Annotated in this window: 17 protein-coding genes; 13 read left to right on the top strand and 4 right to left on the bottom strand. The window is 62.8% G+C overall.

Features of this window, described 5'->3' with window-relative positions:
- The first annotated feature begins 82 nt into the window (after positions 1-82).
- The 8 genes from ACEW8Q_RS18420 to ACEW8Q_RS18385 all read left to right on the top strand — a co-directional run bounded on the left by ACEW8Q_RS18420 (position 83) and on the right by ACEW8Q_RS18385 (position 7,722).
- The gene (locus ACEW8Q_RS18420; RefSeq protein ID WP_373505515.1) at positions 83-886 is read left to right on the top strand and encodes an ABC transporter ATP-binding protein; all 804 of its coding nucleotides are present in this window, start codon (positions 83-85) and stop codon (positions 884-886) included.
- Entirely contained in the window at positions 886-1,638 is a 753-nt protein-coding gene (locus ACEW8Q_RS18415) for an ABC transporter ATP-binding protein (RefSeq protein WP_373505559.1), read from the top strand. The genes ACEW8Q_RS18420 and ACEW8Q_RS18415 overlap by 1 nt, the downstream gene beginning before the upstream one ends.
- Positions 1,635-2,546: a branched-chain amino acid ABC transporter permease gene (locus ACEW8Q_RS18410; RefSeq protein WP_373505514.1), complete on the top strand. Its 912-nt coding sequence runs from the start codon at positions 1,635-1,637 to the stop codon at positions 2,544-2,546. Before ACEW8Q_RS18415 ends, ACEW8Q_RS18410 begins: the two co-directional genes overlap by 4 nt.
- The gene (locus tag ACEW8Q_RS18405) at positions 2,543-3,517 is read left to right on the top strand and encodes a branched-chain amino acid ABC transporter permease (protein ID WP_373505513.1); all 975 of its coding nucleotides are present in this window, start codon (positions 2,543-2,545) and stop codon (positions 3,515-3,517) included. The genes ACEW8Q_RS18410 and ACEW8Q_RS18405 overlap by 4 nt, the downstream gene beginning before the upstream one ends.
- A 7-nt stretch (positions 3,518-3,524) precedes the next feature.
- Complete coding sequence (locus ACEW8Q_RS18400; RefSeq protein WP_373505512.1) at positions 3,525-4,997, top strand: aldo/keto reductase; 1,473 nt, start codon at positions 3,525-3,527, stop codon at positions 4,995-4,997.
- A gap of 53 nt (positions 4,998-5,050) precedes the next feature.
- Positions 5,051-5,944, top strand: coding sequence for an SMP-30/gluconolactonase/LRE family protein (locus ACEW8Q_RS18395; RefSeq protein WP_373505511.1), 894 nt, complete (start codon positions 5,051-5,053; stop codon positions 5,942-5,944).
- On the top strand, positions 5,941-6,330 hold the full coding sequence (locus tag ACEW8Q_RS18390) for a carboxymuconolactone decarboxylase family protein (protein WP_373505510.1): 390 nt from the start codon (positions 5,941-5,943) through the stop codon (positions 6,328-6,330). The genes ACEW8Q_RS18395 and ACEW8Q_RS18390 overlap by 4 nt, the downstream gene beginning before the upstream one ends.
- Positions 6,331-6,468: 138 nt before the next feature.
- On the top strand, positions 6,469-7,722 hold the full coding sequence (locus tag ACEW8Q_RS18385; RefSeq protein WP_373505509.1) for an aminotransferase class V-fold PLP-dependent enzyme: 1,254 nt from the start codon (positions 6,469-6,471) through the stop codon (positions 7,720-7,722).
- A gap of 5 nt (positions 7,723-7,727) precedes the next feature.
- Here ACEW8Q_RS18385 and ACEW8Q_RS18380 read toward each other — a convergent pair whose 3' ends face one another.
- Positions 7,728-8,762, bottom strand: coding sequence for a zinc-dependent alcohol dehydrogenase (locus ACEW8Q_RS18380; protein ID WP_373505508.1), 1,035 nt, complete (start codon positions 8,760-8,762; stop codon positions 7,728-7,730).
- Between the two features lie 84 nt (positions 8,763-8,846).
- On the opposite strand from ACEW8Q_RS18380, the gene ACEW8Q_RS18375 reads away from it, so the two are divergent.
- From ACEW8Q_RS18375 to ACEW8Q_RS18355, 5 genes are all read left to right on the top strand, one after another.
- Entirely contained in the window at positions 8,847-9,713 is an 867-nt protein-coding gene (locus tag ACEW8Q_RS18375) for a LuxR C-terminal-related transcriptional regulator (protein WP_373505507.1), read from the top strand.
- Positions 9,710-10,891, top strand: coding sequence for a PotD/PotF family extracellular solute-binding protein (locus tag ACEW8Q_RS18370; RefSeq protein WP_373505506.1), 1,182 nt, complete (start codon positions 9,710-9,712; stop codon positions 10,889-10,891). Before ACEW8Q_RS18375 ends, ACEW8Q_RS18370 begins: the two co-directional genes overlap by 4 nt.
- 61 nt (positions 10,892-10,952) lie before the next feature.
- Positions 10,953-12,056, top strand: a complete 1,104-nt coding sequence (locus ACEW8Q_RS18365; protein ID WP_373505505.1) for an ABC transporter ATP-binding protein — start codon at positions 10,953-10,955, stop codon at positions 12,054-12,056.
- On the top strand, positions 12,056-12,928 hold the full coding sequence (locus ACEW8Q_RS18360) for an ABC transporter permease (protein ID WP_373505504.1): 873 nt from the start codon (positions 12,056-12,058) through the stop codon (positions 12,926-12,928). Before ACEW8Q_RS18365 ends, ACEW8Q_RS18360 begins: the two co-directional genes overlap by 1 nt.
- On the top strand, positions 12,925-13,734 hold the full coding sequence (locus tag ACEW8Q_RS18355; protein WP_373505503.1) for an ABC transporter permease: 810 nt from the start codon (positions 12,925-12,927) through the stop codon (positions 13,732-13,734). Before ACEW8Q_RS18360 ends, ACEW8Q_RS18355 begins: the two co-directional genes overlap by 4 nt.
- On the opposite strand, the gene ACEW8Q_RS18350 is transcribed toward ACEW8Q_RS18355, so the two are convergent.
- From ACEW8Q_RS18350 to ACEW8Q_RS18340, 3 genes are read right to left on the bottom strand one after another with little or no spacing between them, the layout of a single operon-like run.
- Positions 13,731-14,456, bottom strand: a complete 726-nt coding sequence (locus ACEW8Q_RS18350) for an SDR family NAD(P)-dependent oxidoreductase (RefSeq protein WP_373505502.1) — start codon at positions 14,454-14,456, stop codon at positions 13,731-13,733. The two genes, ACEW8Q_RS18355 and ACEW8Q_RS18350, sit on opposite strands and share 4 nt — an antisense overlap.
- Positions 14,449-15,831, bottom strand: coding sequence for a long-chain fatty acid--CoA ligase (locus ACEW8Q_RS18345; RefSeq protein WP_373505501.1), 1,383 nt, complete (start codon positions 15,829-15,831; stop codon positions 14,449-14,451). Before ACEW8Q_RS18345 ends, ACEW8Q_RS18350 begins: the two co-directional genes overlap by 8 nt.
- Positions 15,812-16,063, bottom strand: a complete 252-nt coding sequence (locus ACEW8Q_RS18340) for an acyl carrier protein (RefSeq protein WP_373505500.1) — start codon at positions 16,061-16,063, stop codon at positions 15,812-15,814. Before ACEW8Q_RS18340 ends, ACEW8Q_RS18345 begins: the two co-directional genes overlap by 20 nt.
- Between the last annotated feature and the right edge of the window lie 27 nt (positions 16,064-16,090).

Below are 16,090 nucleotides of genomic sequence, written 5' to 3'. Positions count from 1 at the left end.
CTTCACTTGTGTTTCATCTGAAGGCAGGCTTCAATGGCAACATCTTTGATCAAACATCACAGAGAAGCAAGATAGAAGTCGAATGAGCGGGTTGGGCCCACGCGAAGCCAGCCGATCGGATGCGGCGCCCCCGGTGACCGCAAATGGACTCGTCATGGCCTTCGGCGGCATAAAGGCAGTCAACGGCATGTCGCTCACGTTGCGACGCGGTGAATTGCTGGGTCTCATCGGGCCCAACGGCGCGGGCAAGACGACGCTGTTCAATGTCATTGCTGGCGCGCTCAAGCCCACCGCAGGAACGGTTTGCATCTCGGGCATCGATGTTTCGGGGCATGGGCCGGAGACACGCATTTCCCACGGCCTTGGGCGGACGTTCCAGATCCCCAAGCCCTTCGCGCAGATGACGGTGCTGGAAAATGTCCTGACCGGTGCCCAGAATCAGGCCGGAGAGCGGCTGTTCTCCAATTTTCTGCGGCCTGGACTGGTGGCTGCGCAGGAAAAGGCGTCGATCGAGAAAGCGCGTGCGCTTCTTGATTTCGTGACGCTGTCAGCACTCGAGAACGAACCGGCAAGGGTTCTTTCGGGCGGGCAGCGGAAGCTTCTGGAGCTGGCACGCATCCTCATGGCGGACCCGACCGTCATCCTCCTCGACGAGCCTGCGGCGGGCGTCAATCCCGCCCTCCTCGAATTCATCATCACGCGCATCGTGGAGCTGAACCAGCAGGGCAAGTCGATCCTTGTCATCGAGCATAACATGGACATGGTGACGAGGCTGTGCAGCCGCGTCGTCGTCATGGCGGCGGGAAGCCTGCTCACCGAAGGAACGCCTGATGAAGTGACGCGCAATCCGGCGGTGATCGAGGCCTATCTCGGAGACCAGCCGTGATGGGACCAGCCGTGACGGGACCAGCCCTCGCCACCCAAGGCCTCGTCGCAGGATATGAGCGTGACCTGCCGATCGTGCGGGGCATCGACCTTGCGGTTCAACCCGGCGAACTGGTCGTTGTGCTGGGACCCAATGGCGCCGGCAAGTCGACATTCGTGAAGGCCATCGCGGGGGTCGTTCCCATGCACGAGGGCCGGGTGTTTCTCGGCGGCGCCGACATCACATCCGTTCCGGCGCATGAGAAGCTTGGGCGCGGCCTCGCCTTCGTGCCGCAGACGGAGAACATCTTCGCCACGCTCACCATCGCCGAAAACCTGCAACTGGCGGCCGACATCCTGCCCCGACCAGCAAGGGCCGAACGCATCCGCGCCATGTATGCGATGTTTCCCGACCTCGCATCGCGTCCCGGCCTCCGCGCGGGCCAGCTTTCAGGCGGCCAGCGGCAGATGCTGGCCGTGGCGCGGGCGCTTGCCGTTGGCCCTTCCGTGCTGATCCTTGACGAGCCCTCGGCAGGGCTCTCGCCCAGGATCGCGGGCGAGGTCTTCGCCACGCTGCGCGCCATCAACAAGACAGGGGTCACCATCATTCTTGTCGAGCAGAACGTGAAGGCTGCATTGTCCATCGCCCATCGCGGCATCATTCTGGTCGAAGGCAGGATCAGGCACGAGGGAGAGGCGGCGAAACTCGCAGGCGACCCGCTTCTTGGAGAACTCTTCCTGGGCGGTCACAAGACCGCACGCGTGGCATCATGATTGTCCAGACACTCGTTGACGGCCTCATCGCAGGCACGATGATCGGACTGGGAGCCATCGGGATCACCCTCACCTACTCAATCCTGCGCTTTGCCAATTTCGCACATGGCGAACTCATCAGCTGGGGCGCCTATGCCGCCCTCGTGGCGAGCACGGCTCTGGGCACCATCGCGGCTCCCCTCAGCCAGCCCATCGAGCCGTTCTCCTTCGGCTGGTCGCTGCCGCTCGCGCTCCTCATCGCCATGCTTGCCACGGGGCTTCTTGCACTGTTCGTCGATACATTGCTGTTCGGGCGTTTGCGGGCCAGGGGCGGCGCTGTCATCATTCTGGTCATGGCGGGTTTTGGCGCGGCGCTCACCATGCGGAGCCTGCTCGAATTCCTCTTCACCACGAAGCCCGCCTATTTCACCGATACGCTTCAAATCGCCATGAAGCTGGGGCTCGGCGCGCGCGCCACGCCGGACCAGATTCTGTCGCTCGCCGTCGGCGCGGCAGTGGTGATGGGTGTCCATGTCCTGCTCACGCGCACTGCCATGGGCCGGGCCATGCGGGCGGTGAGCGAGAACCCGCAGCTGGCGAGCATCGCGGGGATCGATGTCCGCCGCGTCATCCGCTTCGTCTGGCTTCTGGGTGCAGCGCTCGCCTGCCTTGCGGGCGTGATGGCGGGCCTCATCGTTCAGATCAGACCGCACATGGGCCACGACCTGCTGCTGCCGCTGTTCGCCGCCGCCATCCTCGGGGGCATCGGCAGCGTGCCCGGCGCCATGATTGCAGGGCTGATCGTTGGATTGGCGGAAGCACTTTCGGTGCAATTCATCGGCGCCGAATGGCGGGCGGCAACCGCCTTCGCCATTCTCGTCGCCGTGCTGCTGCTCAGGCCGCAGGGCCTGTTCGGGAGGCCGGCATGAGCATCGAACTCGTGTCCTACATCGCCTTCTTCCTCACAGTGGCGCTGACCTATGGCATCATGTGCCTCGGCCTCAATGTGCAATGGGGGCAGACGGGGCTTTTCAACGTAGGCGTCGCCGGGTTTGTCGCCATCGGCGCCTATGTCTCGGCCATAATGACGACGCCCGATGATCCCAATCGCTTCGGCGGGTTCGACCTGCCGATCATCGCAGGCTGGATCGGGGGCGCGCTGGCCGCGGCTATCGTCTCGTTCCTCGTCGGCCTTCTCACGGTCCGGCTGCGGGCCGACTATCTGGCCATCGCGACGTTCGGCGTCGCCGTCGTCGTCCAGCTCTGTGCGCTCAATATCGAGAGCGTGACGGGCGGTCCCTTCGGCATGGGGTTCATTCCGAGGCCCTTTGCTTCACTCGCAGGCAATGCGTTGGTCTTCGGCCTTCTCAATCTCGGGGTCACGGCTTTGACCGTGCTTGGCGTTTATCTCGCACTCGAGCGCCTGCTCAGAAGCCCGTGGGGCCGCGTCCTGCGCGCCATTCGCGAGGACGAGCAGGCCGCGCTGGCGCTTGGCAAGAATGCCTTTCACTTCCGGTTGCAGGCCTTTGCCATCGGCGGTGGCATCATGGGGCTGGCAGGAGCCGTGCAGGCGCACTTCATCGGTTTCATCGCGCCTGAAAACTATGTACCGATGCTGACCTTCCAGGTCTGGGCCATGCTTATCGTCGGAGGCTCGGGTAACAACCTCGGCGCCATTCTCGGCGCGGTGCTGGTCTGGGCCATATGGGCTGCGTCCGCCGCCGGAATCTCGGCTTTTGTGCCGCCGGAGCAGCAAGCGCGTGCGGCGGCGCTGCAGATCGTTCTGATCGGGCTCGCCATCTGCATGATGCTGCTGGTCAGGCCGCGCGGACTGCTCGGCGAGGTCCGGACCGTGTCCCGGCACATCACCTCGCGCGACAAGACATCTTCATCATCATGAGGCGCATATGACAACCGCGACACCTCCCCGCATCACACTTTCCTCCGGCCTCGACATCAGCCGCCTTGTCTGCGGACTGTGGCAGGTGGCCGACATGGAAAAGGGCGGAACCACGCTTGACCCAGAAACGGCGGCGGACAGTCTCGAAAGCTATGCGCGCCAGGGCTTTGATACGTTCGACATGGCCGACCACTATGGCAGCGCCGAGATCATCACCGGCCAATTGCTGAAGCGCTTCGCTAACGAAACCACACGTCCTGTCGCCTTCACCAAGTGGTGCCCTGAGCCCGGCCCGATGACGGCGGAGATCGTGCGGAAGGGCGTGCAGGACCGGCTCGACCGGCTGGGTGTTTCGCGTGTCGATCTCCTGCAGTTTCACTGGTGGTCATTCGAGCACCCCGCCTGGCTCGATGCGCTGCATGAGATGAAGGCCTTGCAACAAGAAGGATTGATCGGCGCCATCGGCGTCACCAATTTCGACGCAGCGCATCTGGCGCTGGCTCTTGCCGACGGCATACCCATCGCCACCAATCAGGTGTCGTTCTCCCTCGTCGACCGCCGTGCCGCGGGCGATCTCTCGGCCTTGTGCCGCGCGAAGAACGTGAAGCTCCTTGCCTACGGAACACTCTGCGGCGGCTTCATCTCGGAACGCTGGCTGGGCAAGCCGGAGCCGGACATGATCGCCGACTGGAGCAAGTCGAAGTACAAGCGCTTCATCGACGTGGCCGGTGGTTGGGCTCCGTTTCAGAAACTGCTCGCCGCGGCAAATAACATCGCCGTCAAGCATGGCGTTTCGATCTCGAATGTCGCGACGGCCTGGGTGTTAAGTCATGACAGCGTGGCGGCGACGATCATCGGCGCGCGGCTGGGCGAGAGCGAGCATCGCGATGACAATCTCAAGGCCTTCAGCTTCTCTCTCGATGCCGAGGACCATGCGCTGCTCAACGCGCGTTTCGCGGGCATGGAGCCTGTGCCCGGCGACTGCGGCGACGAATACCGCAAGCCGCCCTTTCTCACCGCGTCTGGCGATCTCTCCCATCATCTCGATGCCATACCATCGGCCTACGAGTCCTATCCGCTCACCCATCGGCAGGGCATCCGCATTTCGACGGGGAGCGTGTGGGAACCGCTTGCGGGCTACAGCCGCGCGGTGAGGGTGCGCGACATGATCATGGTATCGGGCACCACGGCGACGCATTCGTCCAGCCGCTGCGTCGCTCCAGGCGATGCTGGCGCTCAGGCGACCTATATCCTCGACAAGATCGCGGCCTCGATTACGGCAGCAGGCGGCAGGATCGAGGACGTGGTGAGGACGCGCGTCTATCTCAAGGACGTGTCTCAGTGGGAGCCGGTCTCACGCGCCCATGGCCGTGTCTTCGGCGAGATACTACCTGCCAACACGCTTCTCGCGGCGGGAGCGCTGGTGGGTGACTATGAGGTCGAGATCGACGCCGATGCCATCGTGGACGAGGCGCGTTGACGGCTGCACTGCCGCTGCTAGTCTGAAACCTGTCAATCAGATGGAATTGCATCATGGCCATGCCGGACTGGAAGATCGTCACGCAGACCCGTGACAGGCTCGGCGAAACGCCCATGTGGCATGAAGGCGAGCAGGCCATCTACTGGATCGACTGGTATGGGCCGACCGTTCACCGCATGAAGCCCGGTGGAACGGTGGAGAGTTGGAAGATTCCCGATACGAGCATCGTGGGTTCCTTCGTCTTTGCCTCTGGCGGACGGCTGATGCTGGCGGTGGACAAGGGGCTGGTGCTGTTCGATCCCGGAAACGGATCATGCGAAGCTTTCACCGACCCCAATCAGGGGCGCGCCGCCATTGTCTTCAACGACAGCAAGGTTGACCGCTCAGGCCGCCTCTGGGTGGGCACCTGCGATCTTGCCGAAACCGAGCCGCGCGGCATTTTCTACTGTGTGAATGGCGATGGAAGTTACAGCGTGGCTGACAGCGGTTTTGCCGTGTGCAACGGGCCGGCCTTCTCGCCTGATGGGCGCGTGCTCTATTTCAGCGACTCGATGGGAAAGCGTGTGCTGGCGTACGACATTGTGCCCGGCCACCCGAAGCTCCTCAATCGGCGCATCTTTGCCACGATGGGGCCGGACGACGGCGTTCCGGACGGTCTCACCGTCGATGCGGAAGGCTGTCTGTGGTGCGCGCATTATGGCGCAGGCCGCCTCACGCGGTTCGCGCCGGACGGCACCGTGAAGGAGGTGCTCGAAGTTCCCTGCCCCGTCGTCACGGCCATGTGTTTCGGCGGACATGACATGACGACGCTTTACGTCACCACGGGCTGGAGCCCCGGCGTGCAACGCGCCGAGGACGAGACTGGTCCCGGCGGCGCGCTCTTCGCGCTGGAGACCGGCATCAAGGGATTGGCGGAACCGCAATTCAGCCCGAGGGTAGCGGCATGACGGACTTCAATGAAGAGCTGTTCGAGTTGGGCCTGAAAAAGCGCCGTGAAACTTTGGGTGCAGAATACGTCGACAAGAACCTGAAGGCGGCGGACGGTTTCACGCGGCCGTTTCAGGAAGCGATGACGGCGTGGTGCTGGGGCTTCGGCTGGGGCGACGAGACGATCGACGCCAAGACGCGCTCGATGATGAACCTCGCCATGCTGGGTGCTCTCGGCAAGATGCATGAGTGGGAAATCCACTGCAACGGTGCAATCAACAACGGCGTATCGGCGGATGAAATCCGCGCCATCATCCATGCGGTCGGCATCTATTGCGGCGTGCCGCAGGCACTCGAATGTTTCCGCGTGGCGCGGAAGGTTCTGACTGAACGCGGGCTGGTATAGAGGGCAGAACTCCTCGGCCTTTTCCGGTCTCATGTCGGGACTTGCCAAGCCCGTCCGCGCGGTGCATGTGGCGATTCACGGCCCCTTACACGAGTGGCCCCACATACCTGAAACCGACCATTTGCAAGAGTGCATGCCATGCTGACGACTGTGCCCGGACTGATGGACGCGATCCGCGACCGCTTCGCCCATGTCGATACGTGTCCCTTTGCGGGCCCGCGCATCTTCTTCGAGAATGCGGGCGGCGCGCTGACGCTGAAATCCGTGGCTGCCACCTCGGGGCTCTATGCGGCACTGCCCGACAACCAGGGCCGGGAAAATCCGGCCTCGAAGGCGCTGATGGCCATCATCGACAACGGCAAGGCCGACATGCGCACCTTCTTCAACGCCCATGAGGGCCAGGTCTTCGTCGGCGAGAGCGGCACCGAAGTGCTGTTCCGGCTGGTGCGCACCGCCGCGCTCGGAGCGCCGGACGGTGGGATCATGCTGTCAACCACGCTGGAACACCCGGCCTCGCGGAGCGCCATGTCGCGCTGGGCCGACGTGACGGGCCGCAAGCACATTCTGGTGCCGCATCACGATGCGACCGGCACCGTCGGCGTTGAAGCCTACCTGCCTCACATCACGCCCGAGACACGCGTGGCGACCATCATCCACACGTCGCCCGTCACCGGCATGGCCGTCGACGTGGGCGCCATTGCCGCCGCCATCCGCAACATTGCGCCCGGCTGCTTCATCATCGTCGATGGCATCCAGCATGCCAGCCACGGGCATGTCGACATCGCCTCATATGGGATCGATGGCTACGCGGTGTCGCCCTACAAGGTATTCTCCCGCCATGGCTATGGCGTGGGCTGGGCATCCGACAGGCTCACCGCCTGCACCAAGGAAACCGTCATCGGCGGTGCCGCAACCAATTGGGAAATGGGCACGCGCGACGCGGGAAGCTATGCGACGTTTTCCGATGTGGTCGATTACCTCGTCTGGCTCGGCGGGCATTTCAGTTCGAGCGGTGACCGCCGCACGCGCCTCGAGGCCGCAGCCAAGGCCATTCATGAGCATGAGCATCACCTTGGCGAGGCCATGGTTTGCGGCACGGGCAACTTGCGCGGGCTTGCCGAGATACCGGGGCTCAGCATCATCGGCGGGGAAGACAATTCCCGCCGCGAGGGCGTTCTTTCGCTGAGCGTTGCAGGCCGCGACTCCGCCGATCTGGTGGCCTTCCTCAACAGCCGCGGCATCCGCACCCACACCCGCAAGGCCGACCATTACAGCGGCAACGTTCTGGACCCGCTGGGGCTGCCCTCCTGCGTGCGCGTCTCCTTCAGCCACTACAACACCGAGCATGAAGTGGCGCAGTTCCTCGCCGCGATGAACGAGGCCGTGGCCTAGCCCATTCAGGCCAGTTTCAGCACGGCGCGACCGACGATCCGGCCCTTGCGCATCTCATCGAACACGCCGTTGATTTCGTCGAGTCCAACCGTGCGGATCGTGGCCTTCACGAGGCCTCGCGCGGCGAAATCGATCGCCTCGTTCAGGTCCTGCCGCGTTCCGACATTCGATCCGCGTACGGAGAGTTCCCAATTGGTAATGGCGGAGATGGTCGTTCTGATTTCGTCGGACTTGCCGCCGGGAAGACCGATGTAGACAACCGTGCCCGCTGGCCGCAGCATCAGGATCGCCTGCTCGAAGGCCTTGGTGGCGACCGCGGTGACGACCGCGGCATGGCTGCCGCCGATCTTCTCCTGGATGGCGGCGGGTGCGTCCGTCTCCGCACCGTTCACCACTACCTCCGCGCCGAGGGATTTGGCCAGTTCCAGCTTGTCGTTCGAGACATCGACCGCCGCCACGCGCAGGCCCATGGCCTTCGCGTACTGGATGGCGATATGCCCCAGACCACCGACACCCACAATGGTCACCCATTGGCCCGGGCGTGCGCCGGTGCGCTTTAGGCCCCGATATGTGGTGACGCCTGCGCAGAGGATGGGAGCAAGCGCGTAAGGATCGGCGTCATCAGGCAGGCGTCCGACGAAGGCCGCGGGCGCCACCATGTATTCGGCATAACCACCCGGCTTCGAGTAGCCCGTGGCTTCCGCCGACTTGCAGATCGTCTCCATGCCAGCGAGGCAGAACTCGCAGGTGCCGCAGGCCGAATACATCCACGGCACGCCGACGTGGTCTCCAATACTGAAGCCCGTGACCCCTGAGCCGAGCTTCGCCACGCGGCCCGCCACTTCATGGCCCGGAATGAGCGGAATGACAGGCGGCGGCGTCCAGTCACCATCGACCGCATGCAGGTCGCTGTGGCAGATGCCGCAGGCCGTGACCTTGATGAGGAGATCGCCGGGACCGGGTTCGGGAACTGGCACCTGCTCAATCTTCAGCGGGGTCTTGAGTGCGTGGAGCACGGCGGCTTTCATCATGGCGGTCATCGGTTTGCTCTCCTTGAGACAGTGCGAATGATAGGGCCTCCTGCGCGATTGCCGCCATACCCCCAAAGCGATAAGCTCTGTTGCATGACCAAACGGCATCTGCTTCTGGAGCAATGGAGCAAGGGACTGGCCGAACTGGGTGGCGCCCTGGGGCAGCCGCAGTTCGCCGGCGTTCTGCTGGATGCCGTGCGGCGTCTGGTGGATTTCGATTTCGTCATGGCCTTCGCATATCGCGGCAAGGGCCAGCCCGTCATCCTCGGCGATACGCTGGACCGTGCCCGCCATCGCGTCATTGCGACGGACTATGCGGCCGGGCCCTTCCTGCTCGATCCGTTCTACCAGCTTGTCAGCGATGGCCGCCGCGGCGGCTGCTATCGCCTGCATGATGTGGCACCCGACCATTTCCGGCGCAGCGAATACTTCCGCGAGCATTACAGCCGCACAGGGATCGGCGAGGAAGTGGGCTTCGTCTTTCCGATGGAGGACGGCTATGTCGGCGTCACGTCGCTGGCGCGGTGGACGCAGTCACCGCCGCTCACGCGCGCCGACCTTGAAATCCTGCAGGCGACCGAGCCGGCCGTAGGCGCTTTTTCGCGGCAGCACTGGCGGAACACGGCAACAGTCGCCGCCGAAGTGAAGGCCGGACCCTCAATCGCACATATCGGGTTCCGGGTGCTGTCGGTCCGCGAGCGCGAGATCGTGACCATGATCCTGCAGGGGCATTCGACGCAATCGGTGGCGCTGCAACTCGACATCAGCCCCGGCACGGTCAAGATCCATCGCAAGAACATCTACAGGAAACTGAAAATATCCACACAGGGAGAGCTCTTCGCGGCCTTCCTCGGCGGTTTCGCCGTGCAAGCCCCGGCCTATTCCCACGGGGGTATTCCGACACAGGCCGATATCACGCAATCTCCACTCAATCTGAAAAAGACCGGAGGAACTCCATGACGAAGACCTGGTACAGCGATCTCCCGAAATTCTACCAGAACCAGATCAGGGCGATGGGCCTTGACGAGGCGGGCCTTTCACGCCGCAACCTGCTGAAAGGCGCTGCCGGAGCCGCGGGCGTTGCCATGCTCGGCGGTCACTCGCGCCAGGCTGCCGCGGCAACGCAACTCACCTACATGTGCTGGGAAGGCTATAACGATCCGCGCATCGTCGATCCCTTCAACAAGGCGAACGACACGGAGGTGAGCTTCGATCTCATCGTCGACAGCCCCGGCGGTTTCGCCAAGCTGCAGGCGGGCGCATCGCGCGAAGTCGATATCGTATCGAGCGATATGCCGTGGATTACCCGCATGGGACCGGCGGGCCTCGCCATGGAACTCAATCCCGACGATTTTGCCGAGGTCTACGCAACGTTCTACGACCAGTTCAAGCCGCCGTTCGAGCCGTTGCTGACCGATGGCAAGACCATTGGCGTGGCGACGCGCTGGGGCTGGGTCGGCCCCTGCATCAACACCGACATCACCAAGCCCGAAGCCTGGAAGACCTATGATCCGGTGTTCGATGCCGCCAACAAGGACAAGATCTGCGTCATGGACTGGGGCGACTGGCCCATCCTGCCGATGGCGCTCCATGCTGGAATTGACCCCTACGCGGAACTGGACCAGGCTGCGCTGGAAGAGGTCCGCAAGGTTCTGCGCGCCATGTTCAAGAATACGCGCACGCTGGTGGGCGACCTGACGCAAGCCCAGAAGGGCCTGCTCGACGGCTCGCTCTTGGGCTGCATCGGTGCTGGCTCCTACCTCACCTCGGCCATGCGCAAGCAGGGCCACAAGAACATCATGGCCATCGTGCCCGACCAGAAGAACGGCTTGAAGCAGGGCATCATCTGGGTCGAGGCGACGGCCATCCTGAAGGACACCGACCAACCTGAGCTGGCACAGAAGCTTCTGAAGCATGTCGTGTCGAAGGATGCCGGGCATATCCTGTCGCTGCAGGACGCGACCTGCAACGTCGTCACCAACAAGGCGGTCGAAGAACTCTATACGCCGGAGGAAAAGGACATCCTGCAGGTCGACTATATGTGGCATGCCTGGGACAATTCCCAAATGCACCGCATCGCCCCCAACATCGACGAGATGCTGGCAATCTGGCAGGAAGAACTCGCAGCTGCGCAGTAACAGTCTCGCCGGAGCGGCGAAACCGCCGCTCCGGCTTTTTCTATTTTGACAACAAGGGCCGATGACCAGCGCTCCGATCCTCGACATCCACGACATTCACAAGGACTATGGAACCTATCAGGCGCTGAAGGGGGTTACCTTGAGTGTCCGGCAGGGTGAATTCATCGCGCTCGTCGGTCCCTCGGGCTGCGGGAAGACCACGCTGCTGAAGCAGGTCGCCGGCTTCGAGGACGCAACGTCCGGCACGATCCGCATCGAGGGCAAGGACATGGCGGGCATCCCCGCGGCCCTCCGCCCCACCAGCATGGTGTTCCAGAAGCTGGCGCTCTTCCCGCACATGACGGTGGCGCAGAACATCGGCTTTCCGCTGAAGCTGCGGAAGGTGCCGACCGCCGAGATTTCCAGCCGCGTCAACGAGATGATCCAGTTGATGGAGCTGAAGCCGATCTATCTCGACCGCTTTCCACGCGCACTGTCAGGCGGCGAACAGCAGCGCGTGGCACTGGCGCGCTCGATGATTTCCTCGCCGAAGCTTCTGCTTCTGGACGAGCCGCTTTCGGCTCTCGACGTGAAGCTCAAGAAGGTGTTGCAGGCCGAACTGAAACGGCTGCACAGGTCCGTCGGCGTCACCTTCGTCCATGTCACGCATGACCTTGAAGAGGCCATGATGCTGGCCGATCGCATCTGCGTGATGCGCGCGGGCCGCATTCTTCAGCTGGGCGAACCGTCCGACATCTACTATCGCCCCGCTGACGCCTTCGTCGCAGGTTTCATTGGTGAAACCAACCTGCTGCCCATCGAAGTCACAGGCCGCAACGCAACGGGCATCGTCTATCGGAGCGGTGAGATTTCTGACACAACTGGCCAGGTGGAAAACCCGCTTGTAGCCGAAGACGTGAGCCAGGGGCCTGCCATGATGATGGTGCGGCCTGAACTGTTCCGGCGTCTGCGTGATGGCGAGACGGCCGATTGCGAGATTGCAGCCACCGTCACCGAAGTGTTCACCAAGGGCGGCACGGTCCAATATCGTGCGCGGAGCGACGGCGGGCACGATCTTGCAATCGAAATCCAGGGCACATCGCAATTGCCCATGCAGCTTGGCGAGCATGTGCGGCTGGGTTGGCCGAAGAAGGACATCTGGGTGCTCCGACCGGGAGAGGCCTGATGACGACCAGCATTGACAAGAGCTGGCGCGATCCTGAACTGCTGGTCAAGGCGCTGCCAACTGTCGTGTTGCAGACGACCTGCTTCCTCGCACCGCTAGTGATGACGTTCATTCTCACCTTCCAGCGCACGCGGGATTTCCAGTTGCGCTGGACCTGGGACCTGGCGACGTGGACAGACGTGTTCACCAAGCCGCATTTCTGGACCATCCTCGGCCACACCCTGTTCATGGGTGCTGCCTGCGTGGCAATCTGCATGGTGCTGGCCTTTCCCATCGCCTATGGGCTGGCGACACGGTTCAAGTCGCGCGAGAACGAGATCAAGATCCTCATCACCTTCGCCTTCATCACCGACGCCACCCTCAAGACCTTCGGCTGGGTGCTGTTCCTCGACAAGAACGGTGCCGCAAACTATCTGCTTGGCTACCTGGGCTTTCCGCCGGAGACCATTGCGTTCCTCTTTACCGACTGGGCGACGATGCTGGGCATGGTCTACAATCTCCTGCCCTTCGCAATCTTCACGCTCTATCTCTCGATCGACAACATCGACCGTTCGCTGATCCTCGCTGCCTATGACGCGGGCGCCAGCAAGTTGCGCGCCCACTGGGAGGTAACACTTCCCCTGTGCAAGCCGGGCATATGGGCAGGAAGCGTGCTGATCTTCCTTCTGGGCGTCGGCGTGTTCCTCGAGCCCAAGGTCTTGGGCGGCGGCAAGTCGCCCATGTCGGCGGAACTGATCCGGCAGACATTCGAGACGCGCGTCAACTGGCCCCTGGGTGCCGCGCTCACCCTCGTGCTGATGACGGTCGCGGTCTTCATCGTGCTGCTCTTCACCCGGATGCTGGGCATGCGGAAGGCGGGGTTCTCGTCATGAACCATCGCACGGAATCGCTGCTCGTCGATATCATGCTCTATGGCGTGATGGGGCTTGCGTTGCTGTTCTTCTACGTGCCCATCTTCACGCTCATCGCATTCTCGTTTCAGGAAGGCCGCTACCTGACCCTTCCCTTCGAAGGATTTTCGCTGAAATGGTACGGCGACCTGTTCCGCAATTCCAACGCCCTCAACGCGCTGCGGAACTCAACGATCATCGCGCTGGTGGCGACGGTTGCAGCGACGGCGATTGGAACTTTTGCCGCGATCGTGGCCGTACGCTACCGCTTCAAGGGCAAGTCGGCGTTCCAAGCCATTGCCGGCGCTCCGCTGGCCTTCCCGCAACTGCTACTCGGCATCGTTCTGCTGTTGTGGTTCTCGGTGCTGGGCAAATGGTTTGGCTTCAACACGGGGCTCGTCACGGCGATGATCGGCCACGTCGTCTACATCGCGCCCTTCGCCATGGTGATCGTCGCGGTGCAGGTGTGGAACTTTGATCCGCTGCTGGAAGATGCCGCTCGTGATTGCGGCGCATCGAACTGGCAGGTGTACCGCTTTGTCACCATTCCCCTGCTCTGGCCCGGAATCTTCTCCGCGGCGATCTTCGCCTTCCTGCTCAGCTGGGGCAATTTCTACATCACATACAGCCTTGCAGGTTCCACGCGCACGGTGCCGACCTTCATCTTCAGCGGAATCGCCGTTGGCTCCTCGCCACTTTATCCCGCGATTGCGACAGTGGTGTTCGTTCCCGGCCTTCTTCTGGTCATGGTGGCTGCGGCCGTCCGGCGGAGGCAGGCTGCGGCTTAGGCTGTGTTGCCGGCGTCGACGGTAATCACCGTGCCTGTAATGTTGCGGCCGCCATCGCCCATGAGGAATTCGACAGTGCGGGCAACGTCCTCTGCTTCAGCCAGGCGCTGCAAGGCGCTGCGCCGCGCGATCTGCTGGCGTTTCTCATCGCCCAGATTCTCCGTCATCGCCGTCTCGATGAAGCCGGGCGCGATGGCGTTCACCGTGATGCCCGCACGTCCCACCTCGCGCGCCAATGATCGCGTGAAGCCGGTCATGGAAGCTTTGGTGGCAGCATAGACTGAGAGTGCGTAATAGCCCGTCGTGGCAATGATCGAGGACATGTTGATGATGCGGCCCTCGCCCTGCGCCAGCATGGAGCGCATCACCTGGCGGGTGAGCGCAATGGGGGAAAGCGTGTTGATGCGAATGAGCTGCTCGATCTGCTCAAGCGGCATGACCGCGAGCAATCCTTCGGTCCCGATCCCGGCGTTATTGACCAGCCCATAGAACCCGCCGTGCTGCTTCTTCAGCGCCTTGACGAAATCCGGCATGGCGTGGACATCGCCAAGGTCAAAGGATGCAAAGTGGATGGCGCCCCCGGGTGCCGCCGTTATGGCAGCGGCAAGTTCAGGCGTTTCCTTGCGGGCGACGGCAATGGCGCGATAGCCCGAAGCAGCAAGCCGCTGGCATACCGCAAGGCCCAGGCCCCGGCTTCCGCCTGTCACGATGACGTTACGCATGTTGCCGTGATACCTTGCCGCCCGCCGTCATCTCGATCGAGGATACGATGTTGACGAGTGCTGGAACCTTGTGAGTTGGAAGACTGGCGGCGCAAAGCTCGATGATGTTGCGCTTCACCTGATCGGCGTCATGCGTACCGTCCGCCAGCACCACATCGGCCACCACGATATTGCCGATGATGGGGCTCTTGCGCGGCTTCACCTTCGCCTGGCGCACGGCGGCGTGACGGTTGATGACGGTCTCGATCTCCTCGGGATGAACCTTGAGCCCGCCGACGTTGATGACACCGCTGCGGCGGCCGCGGAAATGGCAACGGCCATCGATCACCTCGACCATGTCGCCGGTATCCACCCAGCCATCAGCTCCGACCAACGGCAGGTCGGGGCGCCCGGCATAGGCCGAGGCCATGCGGCCCGAGCGAATCTGCAGGCAGCCGTCCTGTATCCGCATCTCCACGCCATTGCGCGGCGCGTCGAGATAGCTTGCGGGGAAGCCTTCAAGTCCATCGTTGACATCAAACCCGACGCCAGCCTCGGTCGATGCATAGGCATGTCCGATGGAGGCAGCCGGAAAGGCCGCGCGAAGGCCATCGAGGATTGGCTGATCCGCAATCTCGCCCGACAGCCTGACGTACGACGGATTGAAACCGATTGCTGCCTTGGTCATCATCACACGGCGCCAATGGCTGGGCGTGCCGGACACGTGGGTGACGTCCGCCTGCGAGAGCCGTTCGAGATGATCGGCGACGGGTTCGCCCGGACGCGAGAGGACGAGGTTGCCGCCGCAGAACATGGCGCGCAGGAAAATCTGAAGGCCGCCATAGCGGCGAATGTCATAGAAGGTCGCCCAGCGCGGCCGGCTCACGGCGTCCGGCAGAAGCGGAATGGCGCCGGTCAACCCGCCAAGCGTGTGGATCGCGAGCTTGGGATCTCCGGTCGTGCCGGACGTGAGCATCAACCATTCGGTTGCAAGCGAGGTGTCAGGCGGCATCACGGGAACTGCAACATCCACTTGGAACACCACCGTCTCGGGACCGAGCGCTTCGAAGGCCTCTGGCGCCGTGCAGACGATGGCGTCGATCTCTGCATCGCGAACGATGGCGGGCAGTTGCTGCGACTTCACATCGGGTGGCAGCAGAACGATGCGGCGCGCTAGGCCGTCGAGCTCGATCAGCGCAAGGGCTGCCTCGAATTGCGTATCGACCGCCAGCAGTACGGACCGGCCAGCGAGGCTATCCCGCGTTCCGCCAAGACGGCTGGTTTCAAGCGCCTCGCGTAGGGGAATCGTTCTCACGCCGTCCGAGAGGTAGCTCTCCGTTGGCGTACCGGCGAGAACAAGCGCCCGGCGAAGCGTCTCAGGCCGCGAGCTTGACATTGTCATAGACGCTGATGAACTCGCCCAGCGTGACCGGGAATTCGATGTCGTCCGACATCGTGAACGGATCGTAACCGACCTTGTCCTCGAGCCGTGCGACCAGAATGGCGAAGCACAGGGAATCGAGCCCGGATTCAAGCAGTTCGAGGTCATCCGTCAGTGGACGGAGCGTCTTGTTCTGGTCCTTGGCGACCTGCTCAATCTCAGAGATGATTGTTAACCGTGCAGACATCGACATCACTCCTTGTAAACATACATC

The sequence above is a fragment of the Aestuariivirga sp. genome (assembly GCF_041738905.1).
Taxonomy (GTDB): domain Bacteria; phylum Pseudomonadota; class Alphaproteobacteria; order Rhizobiales; family Aestuariivirgaceae; genus Aestuariivirga.
This window is presented reverse-complemented; position numbering and strand designations above follow the sequence as displayed.

Excerpts from the sequence above, each read along its gene's own strand:
- ACEW8Q_RS18420 (WP_373505515.1), top strand. The coding sequence starts at position 83 with ATGAGCGGGTTGGGCCCACGCGAAGCCAGCCGATCGGATGCGGCGCCC.
- ACEW8Q_RS18415 (WP_373505559.1), top strand. The coding sequence starts at position 886 with ATGGGACCAGCCGTGACGGGACCAGCCCTCGCCACCCAAGGCCTCGTC.
- ACEW8Q_RS18410 (WP_373505514.1), top strand. The coding sequence starts at position 1,635 with ATGATTGTCCAGACACTCGTTGACGGCCTCATCGCAGGCACGATGATC.
- ACEW8Q_RS18405 (WP_373505513.1), top strand. The coding sequence starts at position 2,543 with ATGAGCATCGAACTCGTGTCCTACATCGCCTTCTTCCTCACAGTGGCG.
- ACEW8Q_RS18400 (WP_373505512.1), top strand. The coding sequence starts at position 3,525 with ATGACAACCGCGACACCTCCCCGCATCACACTTTCCTCCGGCCTCGAC.
- ACEW8Q_RS18395 (WP_373505511.1), top strand. The coding sequence starts at position 5,051 with ATGGCCATGCCGGACTGGAAGATCGTCACGCAGACCCGTGACAGGCTC.
- ACEW8Q_RS18390 (WP_373505510.1), top strand. The coding sequence starts at position 5,941 with ATGACGGACTTCAATGAAGAGCTGTTCGAGTTGGGCCTGAAAAAGCGC.
- ACEW8Q_RS18385 (WP_373505509.1), top strand. The coding sequence starts at position 6,469 with ATGCTGACGACTGTGCCCGGACTGATGGACGCGATCCGCGACCGCTTC.
- ACEW8Q_RS18380 (WP_373505508.1), bottom strand. The coding sequence starts at position 8,762 with ATGACCGCCATGATGAAAGCCGCCGTGCTCCACGCACTCAAGACCCCG.
- ACEW8Q_RS18375 (WP_373505507.1), top strand. The coding sequence starts at position 8,847 with ATGACCAAACGGCATCTGCTTCTGGAGCAATGGAGCAAGGGACTGGCC.
- ACEW8Q_RS18370 (WP_373505506.1), top strand. The coding sequence starts at position 9,710 with ATGACGAAGACCTGGTACAGCGATCTCCCGAAATTCTACCAGAACCAG.
- ACEW8Q_RS18365 (WP_373505505.1), top strand. The coding sequence starts at position 10,953 with ATGACCAGCGCTCCGATCCTCGACATCCACGACATTCACAAGGACTAT.
- ACEW8Q_RS18360 (WP_373505504.1), top strand. The coding sequence starts at position 12,056 with ATGACGACCAGCATTGACAAGAGCTGGCGCGATCCTGAACTGCTGGTC.
- ACEW8Q_RS18355 (WP_373505503.1), top strand. The coding sequence starts at position 12,925 with ATGAACCATCGCACGGAATCGCTGCTCGTCGATATCATGCTCTATGGC.
- ACEW8Q_RS18350 (WP_373505502.1), bottom strand. The coding sequence starts at position 14,456 with ATGCGTAACGTCATCGTGACAGGCGGAAGCCGGGGCCTGGGCCTTGCG.
- ACEW8Q_RS18345 (WP_373505501.1), bottom strand. The coding sequence starts at position 15,831 with ATGTCAAGCTCGCGGCCTGAGACGCTTCGCCGGGCGCTTGTTCTCGCC.
- ACEW8Q_RS18340 (WP_373505500.1), bottom strand. The coding sequence starts at position 16,063 with ATGTCTGCACGGTTAACAATCATCTCTGAGATTGAGCAGGTCGCCAAG.